At 43.5% G+C, this 18,047-nt stretch carries 16 protein-coding genes; 8 read left to right on the top strand and 8 right to left on the bottom strand.

From position 1 onward, the window contains the following. Positions 1–27 precede the first annotated feature (27 nt). Positions 28–879, top strand: a complete 852-nt coding sequence (locus tag NST38_RS15450) for an AraC family transcriptional regulator (protein ID WP_076253087.1) — start codon at positions 28–30, stop codon at positions 877–879. Positions 880–977: 98 nt separating this feature from the next. On the opposite strand, the gene NST38_RS15445 is transcribed toward NST38_RS15450, so the two are convergent. Together NST38_RS15445 and NST38_RS15440 are read right to left on the bottom strand one after the other, a co-directional pair. Then, positions 978–2,093: a phosphotransferase enzyme family protein gene (locus NST38_RS15445; protein ID WP_341344012.1), complete on the bottom strand. Its 1,116-nt coding sequence runs from the start codon at positions 2,091–2,093 to the stop codon at positions 978–980. 140 nt (positions 2,094–2,233) lie between these two features. Beyond that, positions 2,234–3,151 carry an ArsR/SmtB family transcription factor gene (locus NST38_RS15440; RefSeq protein WP_076253086.1) on the bottom strand — a complete coding sequence of 306 codons (918 nt, stop codon included), beginning with the start codon at positions 3,149–3,151 and terminating at the stop codon, positions 2,234–2,236. Between the two features lie 224 nt (positions 3,152–3,375). On the opposite strand from NST38_RS15440, the gene arfA reads away from it, so the two are divergent. Beyond that, complete coding sequence (gene arfA / locus NST38_RS15435; RefSeq protein WP_074096903.1) at positions 3,376–4,869, top strand: arabinosylfuranosidase ArfA; 1,494 nt, start codon at positions 3,376–3,378, stop codon at positions 4,867–4,869. A gap of 639 nt (positions 4,870–5,508) precedes the next feature. Here arfA and NST38_RS15430 read toward each other — a convergent pair. Next, positions 5,509–6,075 (bottom strand): hypothetical protein, encoded by a 567-nt coding sequence (locus tag NST38_RS15430; protein ID WP_076253085.1) that lies wholly within the window; start codon positions 6,073–6,075, stop codon positions 5,509–5,511. Between the two features lie 116 nt (positions 6,076–6,191). Continuing rightward, a complete protein-coding gene (locus NST38_RS15425; protein ID WP_076253084.1) occupies positions 6,192–7,106 on the bottom strand; it encodes a DsbA family oxidoreductase in 915 nt (304 codons plus the stop codon). Positions 7,107–7,240: 134 nt separating this feature from the next. Between NST38_RS15425 and NST38_RS15420 the strand changes: the two genes are divergently transcribed. Continuing rightward, a complete protein-coding gene (locus NST38_RS15420; protein ID WP_076253083.1) occupies positions 7,241–7,588 on the top strand; it encodes a winged helix-turn-helix transcriptional regulator in 348 nt (115 codons plus the stop codon). Between the two features lie 162 nt (positions 7,589–7,750). Here NST38_RS15420 and NST38_RS15415 read toward each other — a convergent pair whose 3' ends face one another. Then, a complete protein-coding gene (locus NST38_RS15415; protein ID WP_076253082.1) occupies positions 7,751–8,215 on the bottom strand; it encodes an NUDIX domain-containing protein in 465 nt (154 codons plus the stop codon). A gap of 111 nt (positions 8,216–8,326) precedes the next feature. Further along, a complete protein-coding gene (locus NST38_RS15410) occupies positions 8,327–9,211 on the bottom strand; it encodes a LysR family transcriptional regulator (RefSeq protein WP_076253081.1) in 885 nt (294 codons plus the stop codon). Positions 9,212–9,335: 124 nt separating this feature from the next. Between NST38_RS15410 and NST38_RS15405 the strand changes: the two genes are divergently transcribed. The 4 genes from NST38_RS15405 to NST38_RS15390 all read left to right on the top strand — a co-directional run bounded on the left by NST38_RS15405 (position 9,336) and on the right by NST38_RS15390 (position 14,027). Beyond that, on the top strand, positions 9,336–10,346 hold the full coding sequence (locus NST38_RS15405; protein ID WP_076253080.1) for an alpha/beta fold hydrolase: 1,011 nt from the start codon (positions 9,336–9,338) through the stop codon (positions 10,344–10,346). Positions 10,347–10,532: 186 nt separating this feature from the next. After that, a complete protein-coding gene (locus NST38_RS15400; protein ID WP_341344011.1) occupies positions 10,533–12,137 on the top strand; it encodes a hypothetical protein in 1,605 nt (534 codons plus the stop codon). Between the two features lie 90 nt (positions 12,138–12,227). After that, positions 12,228–13,118, top strand: a complete 891-nt coding sequence (locus NST38_RS15395) for an ABC transporter permease (RefSeq protein ID WP_076253078.1) — start codon at positions 12,228–12,230, stop codon at positions 13,116–13,118. 18 nt (positions 13,119–13,136) lie between these two features. Further along, positions 13,137–14,027, top strand: a complete 891-nt coding sequence (locus NST38_RS15390; protein ID WP_036671192.1) for a carbohydrate ABC transporter permease — start codon at positions 13,137–13,139, stop codon at positions 14,025–14,027. Positions 14,028–14,132: 105 nt separating this feature from the next. On the opposite strand, the gene NST38_RS15385 is transcribed toward NST38_RS15390, so the two are convergent. Continuing rightward, entirely contained in the window at positions 14,133–15,878 is a 1,746-nt protein-coding gene (locus NST38_RS15385) for a cache domain-containing sensor histidine kinase (protein WP_076253077.1), read from the bottom strand. Between the two features lie 28 nt (positions 15,879–15,906). Beyond that, complete coding sequence (locus tag NST38_RS15380) at positions 15,907–17,523, bottom strand: helix-turn-helix domain-containing protein (RefSeq protein ID WP_076253076.1); 1,617 nt, start codon at positions 17,521–17,523, stop codon at positions 15,907–15,909. Positions 17,524–17,710: 187 nt separating this feature from the next. On the opposite strand from NST38_RS15380, the gene NST38_RS15375 reads away from it, so the two are divergent. After that, a complete protein-coding gene (locus NST38_RS15375) occupies positions 17,711–17,986 on the top strand; it encodes a hypothetical protein (protein ID WP_076253075.1) in 276 nt (91 codons plus the stop codon). Positions 17,987–18,047 lie beyond the last annotated feature (61 nt).

Raw genomic sequence — 18,047 nt, 5'->3', positions numbered from 1 at the left:
AAAGTAGAGAGGAATGAGTTGGATTAGATGCACACAGGAACTGTAAATATGAGTATAATCGATGAACTTTCGGAGTATATCACACTTCGCATGAGCTCTTATTTGGAACAAACACACGACAGTAATTGGACAGAGCACAAGTCTCATTCCGATTATGATCTGTGGTTCATTACAGCTGGCTCCGTACTAATTACCATCGATGGAATCGAGCATACGGCGAACCCGGGTGACGTCGTGTTTTTTTATCCGGATATGCCCTACACGGCTTCCACGACCGGAGAGTTGTGCCGATTCGTATACATGCACTTTGATTTCAGCATCGCTGAGCAGAAGCGGATTCTCAGCGAGTTTCAACTCCCGGGCATTGTACCTGGCAATCTGATTCAAGAGGAATCAACGCTGTTCACCTCGTCCTATCGAAGATTCAAACAGAGTAGCGGCGCTTCCGCCAGTCCACTTTATTTGAAAGCCTCTCTACTTCTCGTCATCGCCAAAATTTTGGAATTGCATAGGCAAGGCTTATATCACGGTGAGTTTCTGAAAGACCGAAAACCGAGGAAGATCAAAGGAAGTCTGGAGGTTCTGCAAAATGTCTTCCCATACGTGGATGCGAATCTGCATCGTGCCATCCGAATTAACGAACTTGCAGATATTGCCGGCGTCTCTGAGAAATATTTTATTTCGTTGTTTAAAAAAATTCTCGGTATCACACCGGGGCAGTATATCAATCAGATCAAAATGAACCGGGCCAGAGACTATCTGTATGAGAAAAAATATACGATCCAGCAAATTGCCGGATTTCTGGGTTATCCCGATCCCTTTACGTTCTCCAAAGCATTCAAAAAATTCTACAACGTGCCCCCTTCCAAATTCGAATAAAATGCCGCAGACAAACAAAGAGGCAACCGGTCGATCCGGCTGCCTCCCCACTTGATGAATCCTTGGTTATTCAGGGTTTAGTTTACGTACAGGTCCCTTCAGCGTCCCTCATACTCAAAAGGAGCTTCAGTGGAATACATCTCATGGAAAAATCCTTTATACGGTATATCCTCTTCCAGACATTTAATGAGATACAACAGTTCTTCGTTAGCTTCCGGTTCTTCGCCAGCACACTGCATTTCCTCAAATTGACCTAGAATATTCTCCAAGAGAGTGACTTGAATAAATAAAGGCAGCTTCTCCAGCATCGAATCTTCGATCTTGGTTTCGGAAGTATATCCAGCGAGGGCGGTTTGGAAATAGTAATCCATGAACTGTTTGCGTTTATCCGCATTCGGCTCAAATTGAATCCAGCCGACGCCATGTGTCCATAGATCTGCCAGATCATACATATACCAACCGAAGCATGAATTATCAAAATCATACACGGTGATCTGACCGGTATCAAAATCGATTGAGTAATTCCCATCGTTATAATCAAAATGGATCATGCCGAATGTCTCTTGGTTTGTATCCAAACCGTCTAAGGTATTAAGAAGCTCAACCATCTTCTCCTTAAGCAGAGAAAATGATTCAGGTACCAGGTTATCGATATATTCACCGCTGTAATTGTCAATCAAATGATGCCGGCGATGGACGGGAGTGTACCCTTTCGATAGCTGATGCATTCTGCCCAGAACTTTACCGCTATTATAATAGTATTCGCTAAGTGGAACGCCTTCCCGGTACTGATAATGGTTCTCTACCAGCAACTTCCCTGTGGCCTTCACAAACATACAGATAAAGAACGTATGCTCACCATAAGTGACCTCTTCTAACAGATCGCCCTTTTTCGAGCTGACTACATTCGAGACACTTGCACCGTGCTCAAATAAATACCGGACATACTCCAGTTCGGCAATGTAATCTTCACGCTTTCTGTCAGGCAAAAAAGACACTCGGAGAATTAGCGATTCACGTCCCTCTTGCTCACAGGTGTAAACGACATTCCGTCCACCCTCATGAGGCGGAATAAGCTGAATGTTGTAACCCTCCAGGTCAAACAACTCGGATACCAATGCCAATACATGTGTATTGCTGATGTTAACAGCTTCGTTAAAATTAATAATAATCTCCTCCAGTAAACATTGTTTGGACGGTTTCCCGCACTGCAATGTCCACAAAAGGAATCCCTGTAACGCAAATATCCTTCTGTGAACCTAAAGCAAAATCACCTTGTTAGACATTTAAAAACGCTCCTTTTTGTTCAGATGGTTACATCTTATCCTAATATTCCACATTTTACTAGCCAAATTTATAACTCAGCAGCCTCGTAATAGTACCGTATCAAAATGTCCTGATCGTAGTTGCCAAACCCTTTCCCGAACAACGTAAGTCCGCCTCGACCGGGCACCCCTTCTTCCGGTCTTAATCCAAACGTCCAGTAAGTGGATGAATCCAGCTCCAGATCATGGATACGCACATCTGAGATGCGCTGGCTATCCATAAACGTCCCTTCTCCGTTAATACGCAGCACCTTCAGTACACCATACTGGTTGACGTCCAATTTCCACCATAACGGTGTATGTTTGCCCTTCCGATCTCCAAAATCCCCTGGGCTTGTCCAGGTTCCGAGGTGATGACCATTAAGGGAAAAACGGATGTCAGAAGGCCAGTTTTCATTAACTTGGGGTGCTTCCGAACTGAGTTCGAGTGAAATTTCAATTTCCTGGAGATGCTGTTCTGTATTCAGATAATTGGGGATCTTATATTCCAGAAAACCTTGTGCAAACCAAAGAATACCTGCATTGACCCGATCCGGGTCCATAAAGCAGGCAGGCGTGTCGTACTGTCCAATCATCTGCGTAGTTGTCGCAATCCCGCAGGTCGGCCATGCTTCATAATCTGTATATTGACCTACCGGAATAGAGACTTCATGATAAGGAGCATCAACTGGTTCAGGGGAGAGATTGATAGTCATAAATTCTTGCAGAATAAAGCAGTATTTATACGTTCCACCGTTCTCACGCTTCATGCGGCTGCCTACGATGCCCGCTTTCTGCAATTTGCTCACATGTGTACTAACGATGGCTTTGCTCAGATACAGCTCTTTGGCAAGCGCATTGATATGCATTTCCCTGTTTTGCAATAATAAGCGAACGATATTTAAACGGGCCTCGCTGGCGAGCGCCTCATATATGATCAAGGATGTGGCATCCGTGCCAAGCATCATGAACTTCACTTCCCTATCTCTATAGAATCCATATATTATTGATTTAGAATTCGTTTTTTAGCGAACCCTGCGAAATAAACTTGCTCAACATAATAGCATTATGATACACATTAGATAACAAATCAATCTGTTGATTTTGCTTTTATGCGAACTCATCTTGAAATAAAGTTTATTACACACCTAAAATTAATTCTATGGAGGTTTTCCCATTGCTTACATCCAAAATGCTTATCGATAAAGACTTTCAGATTGCTGAAGTAGATCCGCGTGTCTATGGTTCATTTATAGAACATCTGGGAAGGGCCGTATACGGCGGAATTTATGATCCAGGTCATCCTACGGCAGATGCTCAAGGTTTCCGTCAGGACGCTATTGAAGCGATCAAGGCTTTGAATGTACCCATCGTTCGTTATCCGGGCGGCAATTTCGTATCCGGTTACAATTGGGAGGACGGCGTTGGTCCGGTAGCGGAGCGTAAACGCAGACTTGAACTCGCTTGGTGGACGATTGAAACAAATGCGGTAGGAACAAACGAATTTGCAGATTGGGCCAAGCTGGTTGGAACCGAAGTCATGATGGCTGTAAATCTGGGTACTCGCGGCATTGATGCGGCCAGAAACCTGATCGAATACTGCAACCACCCATCTGGCACATACTGGAGTGATCTGCGTATTTCTCACGGTTACAAGGACCCGCATAAATTCAAAACCTGGTGTCTAGGCAACGAAATGGACGGCCCTTGGCAGATTGGTGCAATGACTGCATATGAATATGGCCGTATTGCCAATGAGACCGCTAAAGCGATGAAATGGGTTGATCCGGATATTGAACTCGTCGCGTGTGGCAGCTCCAGCCGTGACATGAGTACATTTGCAGATTGGGAAGCAACTGTGCTGGATCTCACCTATGAAAATGTGGACTACTTGTCCCTGCATCAGTACTACAACAATAATAAAGACAACACGTATGACTTTCTGGCGACATCGCTGGATCTGGATCAATTTATTGATAGTGTCGCTTCAATCTGTGATTTTGTACAAGCCAAGAAACGCAGCAAAAAGAAATTAATGCTGTCTCTGGATGAATGGAATGTCTGGAAATCCATCGGCACAAGCCGTATGGAAGAACGGTGGCAGATTGCGCCTCCAGAGTTTGAAGATGTGTATACACATGAAGATGCACTAGCTGTGGGCTGTTATCTGATTACCATACTCAAGCACGCCGACCGTGTAAAAATGGCTTGCCTTGCTCAGTTGATTAACACCATTGCACCAATCATGACGGAAAATAACGGAGCAATCTGGTTCCAGACGACGTATTTCCCATTCATGCACGCATCCAACTTCGGCCGTGGTACGGTGTTGCGATCCATCACAACTTCACCTAAATATGATTCCAAAGACTTTACAGATGTGCCTTATCTCGAAGCGATCAGTGTGCATGATGAAGAAAACGGCACGATCACAATCTTTGCGGTGAACAGACATCTGGATGAGAAGTTGGAACTGAATGTGGATCTGCGTTCCTTCGGAGAAACCACATTTGTGGAGCATATCGTATTGGAGAACAACGACTTGAAAGCCACCAATACCAAAGAAAACCCACGTAACGTTGTTCCTCACAACGGCGGATATACTACGGTTGATCAGGGTAAAGTGCAAGCAGTCTTGAACAAAGCATCATGGAACGTGATTCGCCTCAAAACCAAACAGGCATAATAAATAATAAGAGCGGGATAGAATTCTCTCTTACTCTGCAACATCAGCGTTGTTTTTCACACCGCGTGCAGCTCCCTGCGCGCGGTGCTTTTTGCTGCATGAGGGTAGTCGGCCGAACTACACAGTTCCAAAGTTAGACGTGTGGTGCGTATTGGAAACCTCATTTTTTATTCCTCGCAACGAAAGAATTTAACGAACACAGGGAGACTTATTTAACCCGATTCGGGCGGATTTTAATTCTAACGAACACAGGAGAAGTTATGCTGCAGAATCAGTGCCGTTTTCTCACTCTAGCTTGCATTTTGCAGCAAATAGGGTTTGTCATATTCGTTAGAATTTTAATGGCTTGATATTGACCCGAATACGGTTTCTAAGGTTCGTTAGCGCTGAGCAAGCATGCTATATTGAGCTGGTTCAAACTTCTTATACAGCATAAGAAATAAGCCACCCTCCGTTTGCCGTACGGAGAGCAGCTTGCAGTGAAGCATCTAGCGAAGAAGCTGAAACAGAACAGAGAAGAAGATAAGGAACAGACCAGATCAGAAAGAGATCAAATCACCCAACATACTAGCAATGTTTCCTTCCCAAATGCAACGAAGGTTGTGTTCTATTTCACGATTTTCATTTCAAGTATTATCCTTATTGTGCTTCCTCTTCACCTTCGGTTTCAGCCTGAGCTGCTTGGCTTGCTGGAGTCATCAGCCCTTGAACTGCCCCCATAAATGGCTGAATCTGCTTAATCATGCCATACCCCATTTTGACCACAGGTGTAAACCGCTGGATCATGCCAAACAACCGCATACCCCCGCCTAACATACCTCCAATCGAGCCTGCACCGCCAAAGCCACCTAACAATGAGCCTAGCATAGGCATGAAAGAGGATACCTGGGCTTGCCTAGACGTTGAACGAGACATCGACCGGGATCGTACTTGCGACTTACGTGTGCTGTTCACCCGTTTACGGTTTCGAGAGGATGTTGTTTTTCTCGTAGCCCCTGCTTTAGGTTTGGTTTTGCGAGCACTGCCTTCAGATGAGGGTGCTGTGATTGCCGCCTGTGTAAGCTTTCCGCCCCCGGTAAGCACTACGCCTTCGCTGTTAACGCCAGAGATGTACCCGACGTACGTCTCGCCATTATGAAGAGTCACGCAGACTGGGCGATCCTTGAGCCGTTTCACCCGGACGTGTATTTCATTGGTTTTAGCCATGGAATTCACCTCACTTGACTTGATCTACTTCAGTCTACGCAATGGGTGGACGACTTGCCTGTGCGAATAACACATCCGTGTGCCGAAAGCAGGAAGATTCTGACATGGCTCCTGCCTCAGATATGCTCAATATACATCTCATTCAAAATATGACCCATACGATATGTGTGCTCTGCCAATTCAGATTTCACATATGATTCAATATCACTCTTTTCGATATTGTACAAGACCTCCATTTCTTTAGAAAAAAGAAGGTGTCCCTCATTGATTTTCTGCTCCAACGAGGTTATCTGTTTGGGTTTCAGATCACCACCGAGCACCTGCTGAAGTGCTTGCACATATGTTTCAAGAGAACGCGCTCCGACAATTTTCATACCCTGGTTCTCTTCATTCACAATGATAATGGATGGGAAACCTCTAACTCCCAAACTAGCGACACTCTCAAAGTCTTCCTCTAATAACTCTTGTGCTGATTGCTGTGCAGCCGCCTCAACCACTTCTTTTTCATTCAAGCCCAGTTGATTGACGATATCCGTCAGCACATCATCTTCTCCAATATTTCGATTAAATGCAAACACGGCTTCACGCGCACGTCTTAAAAAGTCCTGCTCTTTCCCAGGGTGTGTACTCTGAATGACCTTAAATACGCGAGATGGCGGATAGGAAGAAAGTATTGGATTATCGTGCCATAAGGAACCGTCGATGGGCATGCGTGAATGTTCACCCACTTCCTTCCAATGCGCTGCAACGTCCGAAGGTTTCTGAATCCCGTTAGCGCCATCCGAGAAACCATTCCAGTTAGCCAATAGCCCACCCATTTTGATTTGCAGCGTAAAATAATGGCCGTATTCCTCAATAAACCGATGAAGCACAGGCTCAAGCGCCCAGCAGTGAGAGCAGATCGGATCTGTTACGTAATATAGAGTTATCCTTTTCTCAACGTGATTCAGATTGATTTCTTGCATCGCCTCTTCTTCGCTCACACCACATACGCCTGTTTCCAGATCACACATCATTGATTCGTTACTCACGTTTATCCCGCCTTTATATTGTCTTATGAATTGATTTTCTTGTGTTAGTTTGATTATAATGTCTACAATCTTCTGAACAAGTACGATTCTTTTTCTGACTTAGTATCAAAAAGTATACTATTGGAGGGTATCAAGTGAAATACGAGTTTAATTTCGATCAGTTATGTCCAGCGACTTATGCATTTCAGGTCATTGGAGGCAAGTGGAATCTTCCGATCCTGGCGATCCTCAGTGAAAATGACTGTATACGTTACAATGAATTAAAAAGAAGATTGCCTGGCATTACCGGAACGATGCTAACGAACTGTTTGAAGGATTTGATTCATTCCGGCATCGTGCATCGGGAGCAATATAACGAGGTGCCACCGAGAGTGGAGTATTCGCTCACAGAATCAGGCAAGGAGTTGGTTCCCTTAATTGAATCCATGGTAATATGGGGTCAGAAAAATATGACAGCAGGCGTGAAGCAACAAGATATATAACTCCTGGCCTAGTGTAACCCCTTATCATAGAGGTTCATTTTTGAATCGCTCTGTACACTTTGTTCAACGACAAAAAGGCTATTTCACTGGATCATCATGTCCTTTGAAATAGCCTTTCCTTTATAAATACAAGACGGCCGCTTGTTTACGACGTGTACACATCTAACTATTCAGGTCGTCATCTTCCTCATTTCCTAAATACATAACCGTTTTTTCTCCATCAACCAATCTAATGATCTGCTTTCGTAATTTTGCAGGAAATAAAGGTAGTTCATTTATATTTTTAATTTCGAGCCATTCATATTCCACTTGATTTTCGTCACTTGGCAGAATAGAACTATCTTGGTCCATCAAACCTATGTACTCGCATAAAAAAACAAAATCTACACGATGAAGAGCTTCACCGTATACCCCTTCAATGACAAATTCCAGTGATAACGGTTCTACATCTATTCCGATTTCTTCCGCAACTTCACGCTTCACAGCATCCGTCAGGGTTTCACCTGCATTCTGGCTCCCACCAGGCAGAATGTAGATGACTTCATCATTATCATCCTGCTTCATTGCAAGCATTCTCCCGTCTTTAATGATCAATGCTTTTGCAGAATTTCTAATCTTTCTCTCCATTGCTAATCCCCCATATATATCTGTATCATGTTGTTGAAGGTTGATTCCATTTAACCTCACGATCTCCATGAAGAATATTTTAACACATACATCTAAACAAATTCTGAACAATCAAATCAACTCACTCTTGGCGACCTCCATGAAAGCAGCCATGGACGGAGAGATCCATTTTTCCCGATGCCAGAGCATTTGCGCAGAAAAGGATATATCTGATAAATCCCACGGTAGAGCAACCACTTCCCCATCGCTCAACTCTTTCTTCAAAGCCATTTCAGGTAATAAAGCGATCCCTAGACCAGCCGCAACACATTGTTTAATGGCTTCTACACTATGAAACTCCAGCTCTGTCAGAGCATCTGCACCTTTCTTCGTTATGGATTGGTCAAAATAAGTGCGATACGAACAGTTCTTTTCGGTCAGTAAAAAATGCTGTTTGTGGAAGTCATCAATGACCAACTCGGAACGCGATGCTAACATATGATCGGGAGAAACCACCATTTGAAAGGTCTCATCCTTTAAAAACTCTGAATGAAGGTCTCTGGAATTAATAGGCTCATCCAATACAAAAACGACATCGGCATGCCCTTCTCTCAGACTTGATTTAAGCTCTTGCCCGGACAAGGGGCGGAACAATAACCGCACACCAGGATAGTCTGCTCGGAAGCGTTTGAACAAGGCTGGAAGAAGATATGCACACAGCACTTCGTCTGCTCCGATCACAACCGTTCCCGCCAATTCTCCGTGCTGACTGGATATACACTTTGCTTCCTCTACATCGTTTAATATCTTAGTGGCGTACGGCAGAAACTGTTGGCCAGCATCTGTTAACACAACCTTTTTGCCTAATCGATCCAGCAATTTCACCCCGAGCTCTTCTTCCAGCGATTTGATTTGCATGGTTATGGTAGACGGTACATAGCTCAATAATTCAGCAGTTTGACTAAAGCTGCAGGTCGATGCAAGTGTCCAAAAGGTTTTTAGCTGGCGTATTTCCATGAGTCAGGCACCTCCTAAGTTCAAAATAAATGAATGATATGTTCGATAACGTTTCGTTGAATTGATAATAGACGTAATGTAGAGTGAAATCAAGTTATTACTATTTTATAAGGAGAATCAATCTATGAACGATTATGAAACATATAACCTTGGAGATACATTACTTCAATCGGGACAACGGCTCCCTCAAGCCTTTATCGCTTACAAGACCTATGGAAACTTAACCGCGGCAAAGGACAATGTTATTGTTGTCCCAACATGGTTTGCTGGAATTCACACAGATAATGAATGGTTAATTGGAACGGACAAAGCACTGGACCCCAGTCGTTATTTTATCGTTGTGCCCAATATGTTAGGTAACGGGTTATCGTCTTCTCCAAGTAATACCCCTGCCCCATATGATAAGAACAACTTTCCCCTCATCTCCATGTATGACAATGTGCGTGCCCAACATCAACTCATCACTCAAAAATTCGGTATCTCCAAAATCAAACTTGTTGTGGGCTGGTCTCTAGGAGCCATGCAGGTTTATCAATGGGGAACCAGTTATCCTGAGATGGTCGAACGTATTGCCCCCTTTGGCGGAACGGCAAAGAGCAGACCCCATACACAGTTGGTATTCGAAGCAATGATCGCGGCGTTACAGGCAGATTCAGTTTATAAAAATGGTAAATATGAACGCCCTCCGGTTGCCGGTCTCGCAGCGATGGGAAGAGCTTATGCTCCATGGGGGTTTTCGCAGGCGTACTATTTGGAGAAATTGTATCAATCTGAGGGGTACGACTCCTTGAAATCTTATGTAGAAGATTACTGGGATCAGGTATTTCTTCCCTTCGATGCTAACGACTTGATTACCATGCTACGTACAGGAATCTATGGAGACATTAGCGATAATCCCGTAGATGACGGCAACTTCGAACAGGCGTTAAGCAAGATCACTTCTCCTGCACTCGTTATGCCAGGATCAAGTGACTTGTTTTTCACGCCAGAAGACAGTGCGTATGATGCTCAGCATATGCCAAACGCGGTGTATCAACCTGTAGAGTCCAAGTGGGGACACTGCTTTGGAATCGGAGCAAACGAAGAGGATTCACTCGTTATCGATCGTCATCTAAAGCAATTTTTGGAGTCATGAGTAAAAAAAGAAGGAGCACAAAGTAAAAAAAGTGCACAAAGCTCATTATTCTTTTCTCCGCTACAACTCAAAAGTAAAAAAAGATACCAGTTCTCGTCAATAACCTTTATATCCCGTTCCCCCTTTCTCGTTTAGAATATTTTCAAGAAAGCGTTATTGAAATATGACTGATAAGGGGGAAAAGAAATGAACAAGAAAACGAAAGCCTTAGTCTTGTCTGTGTGCATGTCAACCTTATTACTCGCAGCCTGTAGCAATGGAAACGGTGCTGATAAAGGTTCAACGACGGACACGGATTCCAACGAGGCTGGAACAACAACCATTCATACCGTAACATCAGAATACTCTTCTGCAAAATATCCAAAGGGCGACGATATCACCAACAATGTATGGATTAAGCGATACAAAGATAAGTTTGATATCAACGTCAAAACAGACTGGGTCAGCGATGAGTACGATACAAAACTCAATTTGGCTATCGCATCGAACGATCTTCCTGACGTATTCAGAGTTAATCCATCACAACTGAGACAGTTAGTCGAAGCAGATATGGTCATGGACCTTTCCGAGGCCTTTGATCAACACGCTTCAGATCGTCTCAAAGGTTACATGGAAGCAGATGCAGACAGTTACGAATCTGGAAAGAAGGACGGTAAGCTATACGGGATACCACAGATGCACTGGGGATTAATTGAACAACCAGACTTCATCTGGATTCGGAACGACTGGAAAGAAGAATTGGGAGTCCAAGATCCGAAATCGGTGGAAGACATCAAAAATATCGCACTAAAATTCATGGAAAAGCACGGTGGTTATGGTATAGCGGTAGACCAATCGTTGGATTACCTCAACCTGCTGGCCATTGCATGGAATGCGCATCCGGATATGTGGATGGAGGATAGCACTGGAAAACTCGTGTACGGCTCCGTGCAGCCTGAGATGAAAAATGCGCTGGCTGAGTGGTCAGAATGGTACAAGCGAGGCATCATTGATCCGGAATTTGCAATCAAAGACTTTAATGCGATGAACGCGGACATTGTAGCCGGAAAAGTGGGCATGCAGCCTTATTACCAGTGGTGGGGTTATAATCCGGGTGTCGATACGGTATCCAATCTGGGTAAGGATGCCATCTTCTACCCTTATATCATCCCTACCGTTGATGGGAAAGAAGCCAAACAATCCATTTTCTTCGCCAACAACAATTATATCGTTATGAAAAAGGGATTTAAGAGCCCTGAAGAAGTGATCAAAATTTTGAACGACTATGCTTATATTGTGGATGAAGGCAATGGCAAGGAATCGACAGAAACGTTATCCGCCTTGCTGGACAACGATATTGCCCATGTTGTTGGAGCGTTCCGTGTACTTAATCCGAATTCCGATTACGAGCAATTTGAGGCGGTCTCCGCTGCCCTTCAATCCAAGGATACCAGTGGACTCACAACTTCGGGTATGTGGCAAAAATATAACAACAGTGTGGAATTCATGGAGAATGCAACCCCAGGAGCAGTTGGTGATTATTTGCAACAAGGGGCTCCAAAGAATGCGTATGGTCTTGCCAAGAAAGTACTGGACAGCGAGAACTATACAAAGACGGCCTTATGGGGTGTTACGCCAGAAATACTTTCAAGCTACGGAACAACCTTGGATGATATCCTGACCGAAGGTTTCACCAAGATCATTATGGGTAGCGAAAGTATCGATTATTTCGATGTTATTGTCCAGAATTGGCGTGCAGCCGGGGGCGATGACGCAACTCAGGCAGTTAATGAAGCCTACGGGAAGAAATAATCTCGTTTGTCACAAAGAGGGGATGAGGGTCATCCCTCCCCTTTATTTGATAGCGATTACATTTGGCGTACAAGGAACGGAGGAATACGAATGCTGAGAAAATGGCAGCAGCAGCGTGCTTACCATCTCATGTTAATTCCAAGCCTGGTCTTGGTCTTCATCTTTTGTTATATCCCTTTCTACGGACTTATTATTGCATTTCAGAAGTACAATCCGGGCCTCGGATTCAACTCGCCATGGGTAGGATGGGATAATTTTACCCACATATTTAATCAGCCGAACTTCGTAAGAACGATCTGGAATACATTGTACATGTCTGTCTTTAAGATTATCGGTGGTATAATCGTACCCGTAATTTTTGCATTACTGCTTAACGAGGTACTACACAGTGGAATCAAACGTACATTTCAAACCCTTGTCTACATTCCGAACTTCCTCTCTTGGGTCATTATGGCTGGCATCATGCTGGATATCCTTAGCTCCGACGGCATTATCAATACATTTCTAAGTGTATTTGGGATTGCACCGATCTCCTTTCTTGGCACACCCTCTATTTTTCCTTGGACGATGATTGTGAGTGACATATGGAAAGGTTTCGGGTTTGGCACGGTTGTTTATTTGGCAGCCCTGACCAGTATTGATCCGGGACTTTACGAAGCCGCGGTGATCGACGGAGCGAAACGGTGGAAACAAACCATCTACATTACGTTGCCTCTACTCATGCCAACCATTGTTTTAATGACCGTACTTTCACTTGGGAACGTACTCAATGCTGGCTTTGACCAAATCTATAATCTCTACTCCCCTGTTGTCTATCAGACGGGTGATATTATTGATACCTATGTCTACCGTTTAGGAATTCAACAAGCACAGTATTCAATTGGTACCGCTGTCGGGTTATTTAAATCGATCATTTCCAGTGTTCTCGTTGCTGTATCGTACATCCTGGCTTACAGAGTGGCTGGCTATCGTATCTTCTAAGAAGGAGGAACTTACATTATGATCTATGATAAAAGTATGAGCAGACGTGTGTTTCTTATCTTAAACTACACCATACTGCTTCTAATCTCTCTCCTATGTATCCTGCCGTTTATCAACCTGCTGGCTGTTTCATTCAGCAGCAGCGCGGCTGTATCTGCGGGGAGTGTTACGTTCTGGCCTGTGGAATTTACGACAAAAGCCTATGAATTTGCATTAACTGGAGGATCATTTTTCTCCTCTCTCTGGGTAGCCATTCAACGAACCGTTATCGGAACGGTGGTGAATCTGGTTCTGATCGTACTCACGGCTTATCCCCTCTCCAAATCCAAACAAAAATTGATGGGGCGTAATATCTATATGGGATTTTTCATAATAACCATGTTATTCAGTGGAGGTCTAATTCCAACCTATCTGGTAGTCGTCAAAATGGGACTGATCGATTCCATATGGTCTCTGATCCTGCCTGGGGCCCTCCCCGTATTCAGTATGATTATCCTCATGAATTTCATTCGGGGGCTGCCCGAGGAGATTGAAGAATCAGCCATTATCGATGGTGCTGGGCCTGTACAGGTATTACTTCGTATTCTACTCCCGCTTCTCAAGCCCGCTCTCGCTACGGTTGGGTTGTTCAGTATCGTTGCCCACTGGAATTCATGGTTCGATGGCATTATCTATATGAACAATCCAGACAATTATCCATTACAAAGTTATCTCCAGACCCTCCTGCAAAGTTTTGAGCAAATCATGCTGAAATCTGGGTCAGATTATACGCAGCTGTTGTCCATGATGAACGCCAGAACGGGGCGCGCCGCTCAGATGTTCCTGGGTGCCATTCCGATTTTACTCGTGTACCCATTCTTGCAGAAATATTTCACCAAAGGTTTGGTGTTAGGTAGCGTCAAAGGGTGAACAAAAGGGCTTGCAGTTCATACTGCGAGCCCTTTGTTTATATCTAAACTTATGTTTATGATCGCTGTACCGTATTATGAGATGCTTAAGTGGAAACATGAATGACTATTTGGCTTCTAGGATGGCAGGCAGCAGAATGGAGAAAATGGTACCTTCACCTATTTTACTCTCCACCTGTATTCCATAGGATTTCCCAAAATGAAGTTGAATCCGCCGCTGCACATTATGCAATCCAATCCCATTCGTTCCCGTACCTTCACCGGATTTCTCTTCCATTAAATTCTGCATCGTATGATGATCCATACCGACGCCATTATCGCAGACTTGGATCACAACTTCATCCAGCTGTGATTGAATCCGAATGGTGATGATTCCGTCTTCTTCGAGTTCAGCGAGTCCATGAAATATTGCATTCTCCACAATGGGCTGTAGAATCATTTTGGGCATGCGATAATTTAGCAGTCTATCCTCAATCTCGTATCTCATCTGAATACAATCGTAGTACCTGACATTCTGGATCGTTACGTAATTCGTTATATTATCAAGTTCCTCACGAATGGTTACGAGGGTTCCATCGGATTTTGTTGCATAGCGAAGCATCGAGATTAGTGCATCGGTCATTTCCACGATTTTGTCTGCCTGCTGCATCGAGGCAATCCATTTCACCGACCCAAGGGTGTTATACAGAAAATGAGGCTTGATCTGATCATGGAGCGCACGCATCTCGGCCTTGGCTTTCTCTATTTCTTCCTGCTGCATCCGTTCGACCAACCGCTTCAATTCGTGTGACATTTTGTTGAATCGAATGGATAAATGTCCAATCTCATCTCTTGATCCAATAGGTTCAAATTGTTCAAACTGACCTTTCTCGACTAGAGCAATATTCCGTAGCAGTTTTTTAATGGGAGTTGTGATCACGTGAGATAAAAAGATGGATATGACGGCAGCAAAAAGAACAATGACGATGGCAAGCGTCACCAGATTACGGCCCAATATTTTGCCATCAGCAGTCAACTCATCCAAAGGCATATATAAGTAAGTTGTCCATTTTTGCTGACTTAGGGGACTGGTCACCACGACATTTAGTGCTTCAGGCGGACGAACGTTGTCCCGGAACAGTGTCCCGATTAATCGTTCATTCACGTTATATACGATCTTGTCATCCTCATCAACAATCATGAATCTGGAGCGCAGCCCTTCCTGCAAGTTGCGGTTGACGATTTCAATGAATTTGATATCAATGCTGACAACAATCACGCCAAGCAGTTTTCCACTAGTCACATCATGAATTTTGCGAGCGTGTGACACTGCCAGTATTTTATTCTCCAATTGCTCGTCGATTCGTGTTGTGAGGGTAATGGTTCGATCCTTATCATGCATGAACTTTTTAAACCACAATTCGTTTGCTACTTTGAAGTTTGGATCAATGGGTTGATGTGGACTGACAAAAAGGTCTTGCCCCCCGTTCATATTGTAAAGGTAGATGGAGAATACGCGATCTTTCATCATGATATAATTCATCAGAATATTGTATGCGGCAATCTCATGTTGTTCATCACCCTCTCGTAGGAAATCCTGGATCGGAAAACTCCCCTCATGAGTCGCAGACAGATTGTCACTAAGCCCATTACTGGCGAGCAGCGAAATTTTCTCAATCTCCTTGAGGAACTCATCAATGCGAATATTCGTCTGTTTGGCCAGATCGTTTAGCAACGTTGTATAGTTCTGTGCCAATAAACGCTCTGAGGAGTAATACGAGTTGATTGTCATCACCAATACCGGAAGGATAATGACCGTCATACAGATCACCATAATTTTGTACTTGATTCGGAAGGGCCGAACATGCTTCATATGCTGCACCTCTATTCACCGATTACATTCATCCCTGCTGTAATTCTCGATATTCCTCAGGAGTGACACCTACCGATTTTTTGAAAATCTTACTGAAGTACGTGTAATTATGGTAACCCACCTTTTCTGCGATTTCATACACTCTCATTCCTCTGCTCAATAGATACGCCTTGGCATGTTCAATTCGAACTCGGGTCAAGTACGTGATAAAGTTCTCTCCTCGTTCCTGTTTGAACACACGGCTGAGATACGACGGATTCACACTAATTTGGCTAGCGATACTTTGCAGTGAGATATCTTCCGCATAATACTTGTCGATCAATTCAGTGGCGAGATCGGTGTAAGTGCTTTCCTGTTTGATTTGGGAATCGGTTTGGAAGTAATACGCAATATGAGCAAGCATATCTTGGTGGATATCCTCCCAATACTCCCCCTTTAGAACGATTTCATAGGGTGATTTTTCTGTTAAAGAAGGTGCACCTCTTTCCGTAGCTCGGGATAGATGAGAATGTATCGTTTCCATTACCATGATATATTGCTTGCGAATGCTATTCTCATCCGCTCGTAGCTGTTCCAGATTGGATCGGATTCCTTCAAGGAACTCTTCCGCCTTTTTGTTGTCTTTGCTTACCCATAACTTCAACAAATCTCGTTCTTGTTGCGGGCTTAAAGCCCCCTTAACTTCATGTCGATCTGGGGATTGAACCATATCATCGTAATACAACACCTGGTTGCTTCCTGTGAAGAAACTCTGTTGTAGAGCCGTTTCTGCCTCTTGGCAGGCCTTCCTGATGTGAAGGAATCCGGAAGTCATTCTACTTACCCCAGCCGTGAGCGATAGATTCATAAAATCCTTGATCGAAGACAGCAATTTATTACATAGTTTATTTAAGTCGGCGTGTACAGATTGGCTCTCAGGAAGTACATTGACGATCACCCAATATTCAGAGGAACTTTCAACAAAAATTTCTTTCTCCCACTTCGATGGAATGATCTCTTCCATAATATTAAGAATCGAAAATCGGAGCAGCTTTTCCCCCTTCTCAACATATTTCCGCTTTGCATCCTCGTAATAGTTCACGATGAATTTCATGACAACCAACTGGTCCGAACGTATACGAAAATGCAGTTCTTCCGCTTTGGTGACGATATCCTCCTCACTAATGAATCCGCTTACAATATCTTGGAAGAAACTATCCTTTAGATATCTTAGGCTCTTGGAATAGTCCTGTGTTATAGAGGGTGTGTTGGTTGGGTGAACATGTTCACTTTGCAGTTTCTGTCCAACAGTGCTCAGGAGGTCAATAAGGGAGGATTCGGTGATCTCACTTTTAATCAAGTAATCTGAAGCGCCAAGTTTTAGCGCCTCTTTCACATAATGAAATTCGTCAAAATTACTCAGGATGACATACTTACATGTTTTCAGTACGCAGGAGGCCTCTTGTATAAGCTGTAGCCCATCCATAATCGGCATCTTAATATCTGTAATAATTAGATCAGGCATCACTTCAAGCGCAAGGCTTAATGCCTCTTTTCCATTTCCCGCCTCACCAACAACATAGAAATTGTACTCTTCCCAATTCAGCATGGAACGAATTCCAACCCGCATGAGCAATTCATCATCTACGATCATCAGTTTATACATGCGTATCCCCCAACATGAACCATTTTTAGATATATTACCATTAAACGGACTCTTGCAAAGATGTCTAGCGAACCTTATTGAATTGCGGGTATCATAAATAACACTTTTACAGAACATACGTTCCTGTTATAATCAGATTATCGTATTTGGTGTAACATAACATGCCCGTCTGGAAAGGATACATATCATGAATTTATACAAGTTTGAATTAACGGTGAACGGATATCTATTACGTGTTCATTTCAGTGCATCTGAAGAAAGTGGTTTGAAATGGTGCAAACGAATTGGTACTGAATTCCAGAATAACGTTGCCAATCTGGAGATCAAGGTTGATATACATAAAAAGCAGAAACAAAAGCATGCACGGGATTATCACGGAAAACCGTATCTGTATGATAGGACACTCAGGAAAAAGCCGCTTGCGAAGAAAAATAAAACGGCTGAATCATCTGTTGTTATGTAAAGGTAAATTAAAGTCTTTAAGATTCTCATCATATAGGCTAACTGGTTGGAGAGCATTTTAA

The sequence above is a fragment of the Paenibacillus sp. FSL H8-0104 genome, assembly GCF_038050215.1.
In the GTDB taxonomy this organism is placed as follows: Bacteria; Bacillota; Bacilli; order Paenibacillales; family Paenibacillaceae; genus Paenibacillus; species Paenibacillus amylolyticus.
This window is presented reverse-complemented; position numbering and strand designations above follow the sequence as displayed.

Excerpts from the sequence above, each read along its gene's own strand:
- NST38_RS15450 (WP_076253087.1), top strand. The coding sequence starts at position 28 with ATGCACACAGGAACTGTAAATATGAGTATAATCGATGAACTTTCGGAG.
- NST38_RS15440 (WP_076253086.1), bottom strand. The coding sequence starts at position 3,151 with ATGATGCTTGGCACGGATGCCACATCCTTGATCATATATGAGGCGCTC.
- arfA (WP_074096903.1), top strand. The coding sequence starts at position 3,376 with ATGCTTATCGATAAAGACTTTCAGATTGCTGAAGTAGATCCGCGTGTC.
- NST38_RS15430 (WP_076253085.1), bottom strand. The coding sequence starts at position 6,075 with ATGGCTAAAACCAATGAAATACACGTCCGGGTGAAACGGCTCAAGGAT.
- NST38_RS15415 (WP_076253082.1), bottom strand. The coding sequence starts at position 8,215 with ATGGAGAGAAAGATTAGAAATTCTGCAAAAGCATTGATCATTAAAGAC.
- NST38_RS15410 (WP_076253081.1), bottom strand. The coding sequence starts at position 9,211 with ATGGAAATACGCCAGCTAAAAACCTTTTGGACACTTGCATCGACCTGC.
- NST38_RS15405 (WP_076253080.1), top strand. The coding sequence starts at position 9,336 with ATGAACGATTATGAAACATATAACCTTGGAGATACATTACTTCAATCG.
- NST38_RS15400 (WP_341344011.1), top strand. The coding sequence starts at position 10,533 with ATGAACAAGAAAACGAAAGCCTTAGTCTTGTCTGTGTGCATGTCAACC.
- NST38_RS15395 (WP_076253078.1), top strand. The coding sequence starts at position 12,228 with ATGCTGAGAAAATGGCAGCAGCAGCGTGCTTACCATCTCATGTTAATT.
- NST38_RS15390 (WP_036671192.1), top strand. The coding sequence starts at position 13,137 with ATGATCTATGATAAAAGTATGAGCAGACGTGTGTTTCTTATCTTAAAC.
- NST38_RS15385 (WP_076253077.1), bottom strand. The coding sequence starts at position 15,878 with ATGAAGCATGTTCGGCCCTTCCGAATCAAGTACAAAATTATGGTGATC.
- NST38_RS15380 (WP_076253076.1), bottom strand. The coding sequence starts at position 17,523 with ATGTATAAACTGATGATCGTAGATGATGAATTGCTCATGCGGGTTGGA.
- NST38_RS15375 (WP_076253075.1), top strand. The coding sequence starts at position 17,711 with ATGAATTTATACAAGTTTGAATTAACGGTGAACGGATATCTATTACGT.